Genomic DNA, 13,295 nt, shown 5'->3' on the forward strand with positions numbered 1-13,295 from the left:
GCCGATGCCGATCCGCCGCCCGACCGCCGCACCCTTGAGGGAGGGCGTATCGCTCACCTGCGTACCGCCCGCTTCTCTTCCACCAGGGTGACCACGCACTCGATGACCTGCTCCAGCGTCAGCTCGGTGGTGTCCACCTCGACGGCGTCGCCGGCCTTGGCCAGCGGGGAGGTCTTGCGCCCGGAGTCGGCCGCGTCCCGCTTGATCAGGGCTTCCCTGGTCGCCGCGAGGTCCGTGGCCTCCTTGCCCCGCAGCTCGCCGTTGCGGCGGGCGGCGCGGGCCTCGGCGGAGGCGGTGAGGAACACCTTGAGGTCGGCGTCGGGCAGGACGGTGGTCCCGATGTCCCGGCCCTCGACGACGATGCCCTCGGCCTCCTGGGCGGCCTCCGCCGCTATGGAGCGCTGGAGGTCGGTGATCAGGGCGCGCACCTCGGGGACGGCGCTGACCGCGCTGACCTTGGAGGTGACCTCCTGGGTGCGGATCGGTCCGGAGGCGTCGAGGCCGTCGACGGTGATGGTGGGCGCGCCCGGGTCCGTGCCGGACACGATGGCGGGCTTGCCGGCCGCGAGTGCGATCGCCTGCGGGTCGTCGGTGTCGACACCGTTGGTGATCATCCACCAGGTGATGGCCCGGTACTGGGCACCGGTGTCCAGGTAGCGCAGCCCGAGCTTCGCGGCCACGGCCTTGGACGTGCTGGACTTGCCCGTGCCGGAGGGACCGTCGATGGCGACGATCACGGCGGCCGGAGCTGCGGTTTCCACGGTGCGGGCACCTTCCTGGTTGCGCGTACGTGTCCGGGCGCGCCAAGAGCGCCCCTCCCCCAGGTTACCGGGCATTTCCCGCGCCCCCACCGCCCCGGCGGAGCCCGGGCCTCCCCGGCGGCGCCCCAGGGCCCCCGGGCGGCCCGTGCGCTACTGCTGGCGCAGCGCCCAGCCGCGCTCGCGCAGCTCGGCCTCCAGCGCGGCCACCGCCCGCGGCTCCACCATGAGCTGTACGAGGCCCGCCTGCTGGCCGGTCGCGTGCTCGATCCGGACGTCCTCGATGTTGACCCCGGCCCGGCCGGCGTCCGCGAAGATCCGTGCCAGCTCGCCGGGGCGGTCGCTGATGAACACCCCGACCGTCTCGTACGCCATGGGCGCCGCGCCGTGCTTGCCCGGGACCCGGACCCGGCCGGCGTTGCCCCTCCTCAGCACGTCCTCGATGCCGGCCGCCCCGCCCCGCCGCTTGGCCTCGTCGCCGGACTGGAGTCCGCGCAGGGCCTCCACCGTCTCCTCCAGGTCGGCGGCGATCCCGGCCAGTACGTCGGCCACCGGCCCGGGGTTGGCGGACAGGATCTCCACCCACATCCGCGGGTCGGAGGCCGCGATGCGCGTCACGTCCCGGATCCCCTGCCCGCACAGCCGGACCGCCGTCTCGTCCGCCTCCTCCAGCCGGGCCGCCACCATGCTCGACACCAGCTGCGGGGTGTGCGAGACCAGCGCCACCGCCCGGTCGTGGGCGTCCGCGTCCATCACCACCGGGACGGCCCGGCACAGGGCCACCAGTTCCAGGGCCAGGTTCAGCACCTCGTGGTCGGTGTCCCGGGCGGGCGTGAGCACCCACGGCCGGCCCTCGAACAGGTCCGCCGTCGCCGCGAGGGGACCCGAGCGCTCCTTGCCGGCCATCGGGTGCGTGCCGATGTACGCCGACACGTCCGCGCCGAGTGCCGCCAGCTCCCGCCGGGGGCCGCCCTTGACGCTCGCGACGTCCACGTAGGCCCGGGCGAGGCCGCGCCCGATCGCGTCGGCCAGCGCCGCCGCCACGTGGGCGGGGGGCACGGCCACGATCGCGAGGTCGACCGTGCCTTCGAGGGGCTCGTCGGTGCCCGCGCCGAGGGCGGCGGCCGTACGGGCCTGGACCGGGTCGTGGTCGACGAGGTGGACGGTGATCCCCCGGGCGGTCAGGGCGAGCGCCGCGGAGGTGCCGATCAGTCCGGTTCCGATGACGACGGCGGTTCTCACGGGGCGCTCCAGGGTGATCGCGTGACTGTGGGCCTGACTCAGGGTAGCCAGCCCCGGCGGGCCGGAGCCCCTCGCCCGCTGCGGTAGAACGGGCGCATGATCTTCCACATCGTCCCGCTCGCCGACTGGACCGCCGACCCCGATCTGCCGTACGCGCCTCCCTCGCTCGCGTCGGAGGGCTTCGTGCACTGCTCCGCCGACCGTGAGACCGCGCTGGCGATCGTCGAGTCCCACTACCGGGAGGCTCCCGGCACCCTGCTGGCGGTGGAACTCGACGAGGGCGCGCTGCTCCCGGAGGTCCGCCGTGCGGGTGAATCCGGCGGCCGGTACCCGCACGTCCACGGCCCGCTGAACCGGGACGCCGTGAGCCACGTGTGGGAGGTCGTACGCACACCAGGCCGTCCCGCCTCACTGGCCCCATGGCGGCCGGGAACCTGAGGCAGGGCGGGGCAGCATGGCGCGGCGGGCTTTCCCCGGGGCCCGTTGCCCGCCAGGATGCTGCTCGCCAGCGGCCACGAAGCGAGGAGAACGTTCATGAGCGACCCCAATCCCACCGCCCGGCGCACCGTACTGGCGGCCGGGGCGGTGGCCCTGGCCGGCGGCGCGCTGGCCGCCTGCGGCAGCGACGACGAGCCCGCGAAGGGGACCCCCAGTGCCCCGGCCACGGACGGCGCCGCCGCCGTCACGCCCTCTGCCCCGGGCGGCGCCAAGCCACTGCTCAAGTCCTCGGACGTCCCCGTCGGCGGCGGGAAGATCCTCAAGGCCGAGAAGCTGGTGGTCACCCAGCCCACGGCGGGCTCCTTCCGCTGCTTCTCCGCGGTGTGCACGCACCAGGGCTGCCTGGTGGGGACCGTGGCGAACGGCACCATCGACTGCCCCTGCCACGGCAGCAAGTTCAAGGTCGCCGACGGGGCGGTGGCCCACGGCCCGGCGACCCGGCCGCTGCCGGAGCAGCAGATCACCGTCGCCCCGGACGGCAATATCTCGCTCGCGTGAGCGGCGCGCCCCCGCCTACGCTCCGGGGATGAACGAACGGACCACACCCGAGGAGACCCCTCTCGCCCTCGTACGCGACCACACCGTCTACGCGTGCGTGATGGGCTCCCGGGCGTTCGGCCTGGCGACGGAGGCGAGCGACACCGACCGGCGCGGTGTCTACCTCGCCCCGACGCCGCTGTTCTGGCGCTTCGAGAAGCCGCCCACCCATGTGGAGGGGCCCCGGGAGGAGGAGTTCTCCTGGGAGCTGGAACGTTTCTGCGAACTCGCCCTGCGCGCCAATCCGAACGTCCTGGAGTGCCTGCACTCCCCGCTGGTGGAGCGGCTCACCCCGGTGGGCGAGGAACTCCTCTCCCTGCGCCCGGCCTTCCTCTCCCGCCAGGCCCACACCAGCTTCACCCGCTACGCCGTCAGCCAGCACCGCAAACTCCTCGCGGACGTCCGCATCCACGGCGCCCCGCGCTGGAAGCACGCCATGCACCTGCTGCGCCTGCTCCTGTCCTGCCGCGACCTGCTGCGCACGGGCCGCCTGACGATCGACGTGACCCCGCACCGCGACCGCCTCCTCGCGGTCAAGCGCGGCGAACTGACCTGGGCCGAAACGGACACCTGGATGTCCCGCCTCACCCGGGACTGCGACTCCGCCCTCGCCGCCAGCCCGCTTCCGGCCGCTCCGGACACCGCCCGCGTGGCGGACTTCCTGCACCGCGCCCGCCGCGCGTCGGCCGGATAGCCGGGGCGGCCGGGGCCCGGGCGCCGGGTCCCAAGCGGCCGGGGCTCAGGCGTCCCAGAGCGCGCCGAACTCCAGCAGCTCGTCCCGGTGTTCGATCCGCTCCTGCCAGTCGGCGGGCCAGGCGCAGGCGCCGAGGTGGGCGCCGGCGAAGGCTCCGGTGAGGCAGGCGATCGAGTCGGAGTCGCCCCGGGTGCAGGCCGCGCGGCGCAGGGCCGTCAGGGGGGCCTCGGGGAAGAGGAGGAAGCACTGGAGGGCGGTGGCGAGGGCCTCCTCCGCGATCCAGCCGTCGCCCGTGGTGAGGCAGGGGTCCGTCTCCGGGGACGGGTCGCGCAGGGCGGCGGCGAGGCGGTTCAGGACCTCGAGGCATTCGTCCCAGCCCCGCGCGATGAAGGACTGCGCGGTGGCGTCCTCCCCCGTGCGCATCCACAGGTCGCCGAGCCAGCGCTCGTGGTAGCGGGTGCGGTTGTCCAGGGCGTAGGAGCGGAGCAGGCCGACCAGTCCCGTGGGCTCGGTGCCCTGCGCCAGCAGGTGGACGGCGTGCGCCGTGAGGTCGCCGGCGGCGAGCGCCGTCGGGTGGCCGTGCGTGAGGGCCGACTGGAGCTGGGCCGCACCCGCCCGCTCCTCCTGCGTCCAGCCGGGGACCAGGCCCACCGGGGCCACCCGCATGTTCGCCCCGCAGCCCTTCGAGCCCGTCTGGCTGGCCGCGCGCCAGTCCCGCTGCGGCTCGTTCAGCAGCCGGCAGGCGCGCAGACAGGTGTTGCCGGGGGCCCGGTCGTTCTCCGGGGAGTGGTACCAGTCCACGAACTCCTCCCGGACCGGACGGGTCAGCCGCAGCGGGCCGATCCGGCCGCGGTCCGTCGCCGTCCGGATGCCGCGCGCCAGCGCCAGCGTCATCTGGGTGTCGTCCGTGATGAGGGCCGGGCTGGGCAGCCCCATCTCCCGCCAGGGTCCGGTCTTCGCGAGGATCGACGGCACGTCGTTGAACTCCGTCGGGAAGCCCAGGGCGTCGCCCAGGGCCAGGCCGATCATGGCGCCGGTCGCGGCGCGCTTCGTCGCGGGGGCCTTGGCCGGCGTCGTGGTCGTCGTCTGCGTCATCGCGGGTGTCCTTCCGTGGGGCGGAGCAAGGGCGGGTGCAGGACCGTCGCCGGCCCGGGACGGTAGAGCGCGGCCGGTTTGCCGCGGCCGCCGGTCAGCCGGGCGGCTCCGGGAACGGCCTCGACGAAGCCCGGCGTGGCGAGGACCTTGCGGCGGAAGTTGGGGCGGTCCAGGGCGGTGTCCCAGACGGTCTCGTAGACGGCCTGGAGCTCGCCGAGGGTGAACTCGGGCGGGCAGAACGCGGTGGCCAGGCAGGTGTACTCCAGCTTCGAGCCGACCCGGGAGCGGGCGTCCGCAAGGATCACCGCGTGGTCGAACGCCAGGCCGGCCGCCCGGTCCACGGGCACCCACCGGGCCCGGTCCGCGTCACCGCCGCCTTCCGCCGCGGGCTCGGGCATGTCGGGGACCAGCGCGGTGAACGCCACCGACACCACCCGCATCCGGGGGTCCCGGTCGGGTTCGCTGTAGGTGCGCAGCTGTTCGAGGTGCAGGGCCGCCACCAGGCCGGGCGCCAGGCCCGTCTCCTCGGCGAGTTCCCGGCGTGCGGCCGCCTCCGCCGACTCCCGGGGCAGTATGAAGCCGCCGGGGAGCGCCCAGGCACCGGCGTACGGTTCCTGGCCGCGCCGGATCAGCAGCACGTGCAGGGCGCCGCCCCGTACGGTGAACACGGCGAGGTCGACGGTCACGGCGAACGGCTCGAAGGCGCGGGGATCGTAGGCCGTGTTCACACGTCCCCCGTGCCGGGCTGCCGGACGTTCTCGGGCAGCGGGTCCGCGAAGTACCAGCCCTCTTGCAGCAGTTCGTCCACCGCCGTCACGGCCGCCGCCAGGCGTGTCCCGCGGTCGCCGCGCATGACGAGGAAACGCCTGCCGGTCCGCTCCAGTTCCTCCCGGAACCGGCCGGTCATCCAGGGCCGCAGGTGCTCGCCGTCGCGCAGGCCGTCGTCCTCGAACGGCACGTCCGCGTCGTCCGTCAGCAGGTAGAGGTCGCGCCGCGTCAGGGAGGCGACCTTCTCGGTCTCCGCGCTGCGGGTCCCCACGTACCGCTCGTGCCAGATCCCGGTGGCGAAGGAGTCGGTGTCGCAGAACAGCACCGGCGAGCCCAGCCGGGCGGCGCGTTCCTCCTCCGCGTCCTGACGCCGGGCGATCACCGGGAACTCCCGGGAGGCGAAGGACACGTCCGCCCAGGAGGCGTCCGGGTCGGCGGCCCGCGCCACCGCGAGCTTCTCCTCGCTGTACCGGCGCCCGTACTCGGCGACCCAGCCCGTCTTCGACCAGACCCCGCCGCGCCGCCGGTAGTGGGCCGCGAGGTCGCGGGACAGGGTCGTCGTGCCCGTGGACTCGGCGCCCAGGACGACGACCCGCCGGGTCAGGGAGGCCCGTACGCCCGGGCCGAGGAACTCCCAGCAGGCGGCCGGGTCGGCGCGTACCGCCGTACCCGACACCGGGAACAGGGTCCGCTCCCGGTCCACGAGGACCTCGTGCGCGCCGAACCGCCGCGCGAGTTCGCCCCCGTAGGCCTCCGAGGTGAAGACGGCGTCCACGCGCCGGGGCACCGCGGCCCGGAAGATCGCCATGTGGGCCTCCCAGACCGCCGGGTCGTGCAGGTCCACCGGGATGTCGTCCACCGCGCCGACCACGTGTGCCCCGGGGTGCTCCTCGCGCATCCAGGCGACCCGGTCCGCCAGCGGGACCGACTCGACGGAAGCCGCGCAGACCAGGACGGTCAGCCGCTCGCACTGGTCCTGGGCGGTGCGCACCAGGTGGTGGTGGCCGGCGTGCGGCGGGTAGAACTTCCCCAGCACCAGCCCGTGCCCGTACCGCTTCCCGCCGCTCGCACCGCGCGGGCCGCTCATGCCGCGTGCGCCGCTCGTGCCGCGTGCGCCGCTCATGCCGTCGCCTCCACGGCCGTACGGGCGCCCCTGCCCGGCAGCTCCCGGCGCCAGCCCGCGAGCCCGGCCACGCACAGCAGGAGGAAGCCGCCGTAGAGGACCGAGGTCAGGTACAGCCCCTTGTAGACGTACAGCGGGATGTAGACGAGGTCGGCGGCGATCCACAGCCACCAGGACTCCAGGAGCTTGCGGCACTGCCCGTACGTGGCCGTGAGGGACAGCGCGGTGGTCAGCGCGTCCCAGAACGGGACGGTGGAGTCGGTGACCCTGCCGAGCAGCAGCGTCAGTCCGAGCACCCCCACCGCCCCCGCCGCGGCGAGCGCGGCCCATTCGGCGCGCGTGGTGCGGCGCACCGGCAGGGCCGTGGCGGTTCCTGGTCCACCCCCGTGGGTCCAGGACCACCAGCCGTACGCGGCGAGGGCGATGAAGACGATCTGCAGTCCGGCGTCCGCGTAGAGGCCGGACTGCGCGAACAGCACGATGAAGAAGATGTTGTTGGCGATGCCGATCGGCCAGTTGGCGATGTGCTGCCGGGCCACCAGCCACACGCACCAGGCGCCCGTGGCGGATCCGAGGACCTCGGTCCAGCTCGTGTTCCAGCCCATGACGGCCCCACCCCTTTTATAGTCATGCTGACTATAAACAACGGAGGCCGGGAACGGAAGAACCCGCGGCGCCCGAAGGCACCGCGGGTTCTTCCCGTGACCCTCTCGCGAGGATCCGCAGAACGGGGCGGACTACAGACCGACCTCGCGCATCAGCATGCCGACCTCGGTGTTGGTCAGGCGGCGCAGCCAGCCCGACTTCTGGTCGCCCAGCTCGATCGGCCCGAAGGACGTGCGCACGAGCTTGTCGACCGGGAACCCGGCCTCCGCCAGCATGCGGCGGACGATGTGCTTGCGGCCCTCGTGCAGGGTCACCTCGACGAGGTAGTTCTTGCCGACCTGGTCCAGCACGCGGAAGTTGTCGGCGCGGGCGTAGCCGTCCTCCAGCTCGATGCCGTCCTTGAGGCGCTTGCCGATGTCCCGGGGCAGCGAGCCCGTGATGGACGCGACGTACGTCTTCTGCACGCCGTACTTGGGGTGCGTGAGGCGGTGGGCCAGCTCACCGTGGTTGGTGAGCAGGATGATGCCCTCGGTCTCGGTGTCGAGCCGGCCGACGTGGAACAGCCGCGTCTCGCGGTTGGTGACGTAGTCACCGAGGCACTGGCGGCCGTCCGGGTCCTCCATGGTGGAGACGACACCGGCGGGCTTGTTCAGCGCGAAGAACAGGTACGACTGGGTGGCGACGGTCAGGCCGTCCACCTTGATCTCGTCCTTCGGCTGGACGCGCTTGCCCTGCTCCAGCACGATCTCGCCGTTGACCTCGACGCGGGCCTGCTCGATCAGCTCCTCGCAGGCGCGGCGCGAGCCCATGCCGGCGCGGGCGAGCACCTTCTGCAAGCGCTCCCCCTCCTCCTCGGCACCCGGGAAGGTCTTCGGGGTCTTGATCACGGGCTTGTCGGCGTACCGGTCGCGCACGCGCTCCTCGATCCGCGCGTCCAGCTCGCGGGGGCGCGACTGGCCGCTGCGGCTGCCGGGACCGCGGCGCGGGCCGCCGGCCCCGCCGATGCCGGGCGTCTTGGAGGTCTTCGGTCCGCCCTTGGCGCCACCGCGCGCGGCCGCGCCACGCGCACCGCCCGCACCGCCCCGGCCGGCGTCGGAGGCACCACGGGCACCGCCGCCGCCCGCCTTGGGGCCGCTGCGGCCCGACCGCTCGCCCTCGGGGCCGACGTCGTAGCGCCGCTCCTCGGGGCGGGGGTTGCGCGGACGCTGGGGCGCCTGGTCGCGGTCGCGGTCCCGGTCACGGAAGCCGCCCCCGCCCGATCCCGAGCCGCCGCCGCGGTAGCCACCGCTGCCGCCGGAGCCGCTGCCGCCGGAGCCGCCGCCACGGTAGCCACCGCCGCCGGAGCCTCCGGAGCCGCTACCGCGGTAGCCACCGCCCGCGCCGGAGCTGCCGCCGCGGGAGTTCCCGCGCCCGCCACCACCGCCGCCGCTGTTCCTGTTGCCGCCGCCGTTGCCGTTACCGCTGCTTCGCATCAAAGTTCCGTCGTCTTGTCGTCTTCATCGGTATCCGGTGCATCCGGATCGAACGACGGAACACCCTCTTGCGTCTCGGCTTCGATCGCGTCCGCCTCGGGGAGGAAGGGCGCGAGCTCCGGGAGCTCGTCCAGGCCGCGCAGGCCCATCCGCTCCAGAAAGTAGTTCGTCGTCCTGTACAGGATCGCACCTGTTTCGGGTTCCGTGCCCGCCTCGGCCACCAGACCGCGCTGGAGGAGGGTCCGCATGACCCCGTCGCAGTTGACTCCGCGGACCGCCGAGACCCTCGACCGGCTCACCGGCTGGCGGTACGCGACGATCGCCAGCGTCTCCAGGGCCGCCTGGGTGAGACGGGCCTGCTGGCCGTCCAGTACGAAGGCCTCGACCGCCGGGGCGTACTCGGCGCGGCTGTAGAACCGCCAGCCGCCGGCGACGGGTCGCAGCTCGAACCCGCGCCGCTGGACGGTGTACTCGTCGGCGAGCTCGCGCAGGGCGTCCGCCACCTCCCGCGGGCTGCGCTCCAGCACCTTCGCGAGGTGCTCCTCGGTCGCGGGCTCGTCCACGACCATCAGGACGGCCTCCAGGGCGCCCTTGAGCGCGAGCCCGGCCGTCCCGGGCCGGTCGGCCACCTCGGCCACCTCGGCCACCTCGGTCATTGCTTCGCCTCCACGATCTGGTCGAACTCGTCGGTCACCGTAGGCATGCCGTCGCCGTCCCCGCCGCTCCAGCGCACCGTGAGCGCCCCGAGGGCGAGCTCCTGGTCGAGGGCCACCGCCTTCTCCCGGTAGAGCTCCAGGAGGGCCAGGAAGCGCGCGACGACGGTGAGGGTGTCTGGGGCGTCCTCGGTGAGCTCCTGGAAGGTCGCCTCGCCGCGGGCCTTGAGCAGGGCGACCAGCAGCCCTGCCTGCTCGCGCACGCTGACGAGCGGGGCGTGGATGTGGTCGACGTACACCTGCGGCTCGGCGCGGGGGCGCATGGCCTGCACGGCGAGCCGGGCGAACCCCTCGGCGCCGATGCTGATGACGACCTCGGGCAGCAGCTCGGCATGGTGGGGCTCCAGTCCCACGGTACGGGGGTACCGCCGGCCCTCGTCGCGGGCCCAGTCCTGGAAGAGCGCGGCGACCTGCTTGTACGCCCGGTACTGGAGCAGCCGTGCGAAGAGCAGGTCACGGGCTTCGAGGAGGGCGAGGTCCGCCTCGTCCTCGACCTCGGCGGCGGGGAGCAGGCGGGCGGCCTTGAGGTCGAGGAGGGTCGCGGCGACGACGAGGAACTCGCTGGTCTGGTCGAGGTCCCAGTCGGGGCCCATGGCCCGGATGTACGTCATGAACTCGTCGGTCACCTGGGAGAGGGCGACCTCCGTGACGTCCAGCCGGTGCCGGGAGATCAGCTGGAGCAGCAGATCGAAGGGCCCCTCGAAGTTCGCCAGCCTCAAGGTGAACCGGCCGCCGCCGGGCTGGCCGCCACGAGGATCGCCGGCCGCCTGCGGGGCCGCCGGGACAGCGGAGCCGCCCGGGGAAACCACCACCGGTACCTGCGAGCCCGAGGAACCCGCCCCCGAAGCCCCGCCCCCCGCCTCCGGCGCCCCAGGCCACGGGCCCGCTCCCGAGCCCTGCGGACCGCCCGCCTGCGGGGCCCCGGAACCCGGACCACCCACCACCGGCTCAGCCGCGTCTGCGCTACCCGCCTGCGGCGTCGCCGGGGCAGCGGAGCCCGGGCCGCGTCCCAGGTGGCGACGGGGCGGGCGGCCGGATTCGGCGGGAGAGGGCATCGGGATCCAGGTTCGTGGTGGTACGGAGGCGACCGTCCAGCAGCCTAACCACCGCCCCGCCCACTCCCGCCGACCACGCCCCACCGACACAGCGGCGACCGCGTGGCCGGTCTACCGCCCGGCCCTGCGCCCCGCCCACCCCGGCGCCGGGCGGGGCGCTCGCTCGCCGTCCGGACGGCCGGCTCGCTGCCGGGAGCCCACCTCTTCGGACCCGCCTGACGGCCCGGCAACAGACGCTCGGGCACCAAGACCCCGGGGCAGCGGTGGCGCACACCGCCTGCCCCGGAGCGGGGTCCGTCGACAGCACCGCCCACGTGGTGGGCCGGTGGCCCGCGCGCGATGCGGCGACGGCACGCCGTTCAGGCGGCCGGGCCACTGCCGGGCGGCCCGGTAGCCGGATGGCCCGAACAGGGCCCGCTACCCCTCGTCGGGGTGGCCGACGGCGCCTTCCACGGCGCCGCGATCGACTGCGAGCCCACCGGGCGCGCCACTGGCCAGGCGGCTCGCTGCCGGCCGGGCCGGTGGTAACCGGGCGGGCCCGAACAGGGCCCGCTGCCCCTCGTCGGGGTGGCCGACGGCGCGTTCCGCGGCGCCGACGTCCGCCCCCCGGTGACACCACCGGCCCGGCGGCAGGGGCGTCCGGGAGACGGGGCCGGCGGACGGCCGCCAGGTCCACAGGCGGCACCGGCCACGTGCCGGGCCGCTGCCCACCCCCGCGGCCACGCCGGTCAGGCACTCGAGAGGGATCGCCGGACCGGACGCCACCGAGGGCACGGTGCGTGTCGCAGCAGGGCAGGGCGGGCCGGAGAGGGGTGGGGTGCGGTGGGCGGGGCCGACGGCGCGGCGGGCCGCGAAACCCTGTTCCGGCCGAGTCGGGGAAGGGCCCGCCCGGGCCGGCGCCGCGGAGCGGCTCGCGCCGAGCGCCCCTCGGGGGCCGGGTCCGCGGGAAGCGCCTGCGCGGAAGGGCCTGCACGGAAGGGGCCCCGTACGAGGGCCCGCGGGGTCAGCGACCGCGGAGGCGGCGGACCAGGATGCTGGCGTCGCCGCGAGATTCCAGGTCGGCCAGGACCACCGCCACCGCCTCGCGGACGATGCGGCCGCGGTCGACCGCCAGGCCGTGCTCCCCGCGCAGCACCAGCCGCGCGTGCTCCAGGTCCATGAGCTCCTCCGCGGAGACGTAGACCGTGATCTTCTCGTCGTGCCGCTCACGCCCGCTGGGGCGCCGGTTCGCGCCCCGGCCCTGCCCCTTGCCGGACCGGGGCGAGGACGCCCCGGCGGCGGAGGCAGAACCTTCCTGCGGCCGCCGCTGCGCGCCCACCGCGGGCTCCTGCGAGGAGGAGGGCACGGCCGGAGCCGAGCCGGGAGGCGGCTCCTCCGCGCCCCGCCTCGGCGAGGACGACTGCAGCGCCATCCCCCCGGTCGTACGGAACAGTTCGTCGGCTCCGGGCAGACTCACTCGGCGGGACACCGGGCGAGCACCTCCCTGGCCAACTGGCGGTAGGCGGCGGCGCCGACGGAGTTGGAGGCGTACGTGGTGATCGGCTCACCGGCGACCGTGGTCTCCGGGAAGCGCACCGTACGGCCGATGACCGTGTGGTACACGTGGTCGTCGAACGCCTCGACGACGCGCGCCAGCACCTCACGGCTGTGCACGGTACGGGAGTCGTACATCGTCGCGAGGATGCCGTCGAGCTCCAGCTCCGGGTTGAGCCGCTCCTGCACCTTCTCGATCGTCTCGGTCAGCAGCGCCACCCCGCGCAGCGCGAAGAACTCGCACTCCAGCGGGACGATGACCTTGTGAGCCGCCGTCAGGGCGTTCACCGTCAGCAGGCCGAGCGAGGGCTGACAGTCGATCACGATGTAGTCGTAGTCCTGCATCAGCGGCTTGAGCGCCCGCTGGAGCGTGGACTCGCGCGCGACCTCGCTGACCAACTGCACTTCGGCGGCGGACAGGTCGATGTTGCTCGGCAGCAGGTCCATGTTGGGGACGGCCGTCTTGAGCAGCACCTCGTCGGCCGACATGCCCCGCTCCATGAGCAGGTTGTAGACCGTCAGGTCGAGTTCCATCGGGTTGACGCCGAGGCCCACGGACAGCGCGCCCTGCGGGTCGAAGTCCACGAGCAGCACGCGCCGCCCGTACTCGGCGAGCGCGGCGCCCAGGTTGATGGTCGACGTGGTCTTGCCGACGCCGCCCTTCTGGTTGCACATCGCGATGATCGTCGCGGGACCGTGGTCGGTCAGCGGGCCCGGGATCGGGAAGTACGGCAGCGGCCGTCCGGTCGGGCCGATCCGCTCGCGGCGCTGCCGGGCAGCGTCGGGGGCGAGAGTGGCCGCGTACTCGGGGTCGGGCTCGTACTCCGCGTCGGGGTCGTAGAAGTGCCCTTCGGGCACCTGGTCGTAGTCGGCGAATCCCACGGGCTGTTCGCCGCTCGGGTCGCCGGCCCTGGAGTTCACGTCTAGGCCGTCCATGCTCTTTCGGGGCGTCGTCATGTGCTGGTGGTTTGCGAAGGTGCGGACTGCGACGGAGCCGACAGCCTCGGCCCCGGCGGGACCTCGGCCCCGCTCTGGCGTTCCTGCTCGACCACCCCCAGGAGCAAATGTCGACTCATTCACAAGTCGTCTTACCTCCTCGGACGTGACCAGGACACTTATCGATAGGTCAGCGTGGCACCATGCCGACGGTTGGCGACTCTATGGCGTGTCACCACTCAGCGGCAACACAATCCACCGGACC

Annotated in this window: 14 protein-coding genes; 3 read left to right on the forward strand and 11 right to left on the reverse strand. The window is 74.1% G+C overall.

What is annotated here, in order from left to right; translation table 11 throughout:
- Window positions 1–53 precede the first annotated feature (53 nt).
- Window positions 54–761, reverse strand: coding sequence for a (d)CMP kinase (cmk, locus tag OHA81_RS07855; RefSeq protein WP_329194049.1), 708 nt, complete (start codon window positions 759–761; stop codon window positions 54–56).
- A gap of 150 nt (window positions 762–911) precedes the next feature.
- On the reverse strand, window positions 912–2,000 hold the full coding sequence (locus OHA81_RS07860) for a prephenate dehydrogenase (RefSeq protein WP_329194051.1): 1,089 nt from the start codon (window positions 1,998–2,000) through the stop codon (window positions 912–914).
- Window positions 2,001–2,096: 96 nt separating this feature from the next.
- Between OHA81_RS07860 and OHA81_RS07865 the strand changes: the two genes are divergently transcribed.
- The 3 genes from OHA81_RS07865 to OHA81_RS07875 all read left to right on the forward strand — a co-directional run bounded on the left by OHA81_RS07865 (window position 2,097) and on the right by OHA81_RS07875 (window position 3,729).
- On the forward strand, window positions 2,097–2,438 hold the full coding sequence (locus OHA81_RS07865; RefSeq protein ID WP_329194053.1) for a DUF952 domain-containing protein: 342 nt from the start codon (window positions 2,097–2,099) through the stop codon (window positions 2,436–2,438).
- A gap of 96 nt (window positions 2,439–2,534) precedes the next feature.
- Window positions 2,535–2,996, forward strand: coding sequence for a Rieske (2Fe-2S) protein (locus tag OHA81_RS07870; RefSeq protein ID WP_329194055.1), 462 nt, complete (start codon window positions 2,535–2,537; stop codon window positions 2,994–2,996).
- Between the two features lie 28 nt (window positions 2,997–3,024).
- Window positions 3,025–3,729, forward strand: a complete 705-nt coding sequence (locus OHA81_RS07875; RefSeq protein ID WP_329194057.1) for a nucleotidyltransferase domain-containing protein — start codon at window positions 3,025–3,027, stop codon at window positions 3,727–3,729.
- Window positions 3,730–3,774: 45 nt separating this feature from the next.
- Here the strand turns inward: OHA81_RS07875 and OHA81_RS07880 are convergent, their stop codons facing one another.
- The 9 genes from OHA81_RS07880 to OHA81_RS07920 all read right to left on the reverse strand — a co-directional run bounded on the left by OHA81_RS07880 (window position 3,775) and on the right by OHA81_RS07920 (window position 13,174).
- Complete coding sequence (locus OHA81_RS07880) at window positions 3,775–4,824, reverse strand: ADP-ribosylglycohydrolase family protein (RefSeq protein ID WP_329194059.1); 1,050 nt, start codon at window positions 4,822–4,824, stop codon at window positions 3,775–3,777.
- Window positions 4,821–5,552, reverse strand: a complete 732-nt coding sequence (locus OHA81_RS07885; RefSeq protein ID WP_329194061.1) for an NUDIX hydrolase — start codon at window positions 5,550–5,552, stop codon at window positions 4,821–4,823. The genes OHA81_RS07880 and OHA81_RS07885 overlap by 4 nt, the downstream gene beginning before the upstream one ends.
- A complete protein-coding gene (locus OHA81_RS07890; RefSeq protein WP_329202080.1) occupies window positions 5,549–6,679 on the reverse strand; it encodes an AAA family ATPase in 1,131 nt (376 codons plus the stop codon). Before OHA81_RS07890 ends, OHA81_RS07885 begins: the two co-directional genes overlap by 4 nt.
- A gap of 32 nt (window positions 6,680–6,711) precedes the next feature.
- Window positions 6,712–7,320 carry a nicotinamide riboside transporter PnuC gene (gene pnuC / locus OHA81_RS07895; RefSeq protein WP_329194063.1) on the reverse strand — a complete coding sequence of 203 codons (609 nt, stop codon included), beginning with the start codon at window positions 7,318–7,320 and terminating at the stop codon, window positions 6,712–6,714.
- Window positions 7,321–7,452: 132 nt separating this feature from the next.
- On the reverse strand, window positions 7,453–8,793 hold the full coding sequence (locus tag OHA81_RS07900; RefSeq protein WP_329194065.1) for a pseudouridine synthase: 1,341 nt from the start codon (window positions 8,791–8,793) through the stop codon (window positions 7,453–7,455).
- The gene (gene scpB / locus OHA81_RS07905; RefSeq protein ID WP_329194067.1) at window positions 8,793–9,449 is read right to left on the reverse strand and encodes an SMC-Scp complex subunit ScpB; all 657 of its coding nucleotides are present in this window, start codon (window positions 9,447–9,449) and stop codon (window positions 8,793–8,795) included. Before scpB ends, OHA81_RS07900 begins: the two co-directional genes overlap by 1 nt.
- Window positions 9,446–10,561 carry a ScpA family protein gene (locus OHA81_RS07910; protein WP_329194069.1) on the reverse strand — a complete coding sequence of 372 codons (1,116 nt, stop codon included), beginning with the start codon at window positions 10,559–10,561 and terminating at the stop codon, window positions 9,446–9,448. Before OHA81_RS07910 ends, scpB begins: the two co-directional genes overlap by 4 nt.
- Before the next feature lie 1,003 nt (window positions 10,562–11,564).
- Window positions 11,565–12,029 carry a hypothetical protein gene (locus OHA81_RS07915; RefSeq protein WP_329194071.1) on the reverse strand — a complete coding sequence of 155 codons (465 nt, stop codon included), beginning with the start codon at window positions 12,027–12,029 and terminating at the stop codon, window positions 11,565–11,567.
- The gene (locus tag OHA81_RS07920) at window positions 12,014–13,174 is read right to left on the reverse strand and encodes a ParA family protein (RefSeq protein ID WP_443056468.1); all 1,161 of its coding nucleotides are present in this window, start codon (window positions 13,172–13,174) and stop codon (window positions 12,014–12,016) included. Before OHA81_RS07920 ends, OHA81_RS07915 begins: the two co-directional genes overlap by 16 nt.
- Between the last annotated feature and the right edge of the window lie 121 nt (window positions 13,175–13,295).

Source organism: Streptomyces sp. NBC_00667 (assembly GCF_036226825.1).
Lineage (GTDB): Bacteria > Actinomycetota > Actinomycetes > Streptomycetales > Streptomycetaceae > Streptomyces.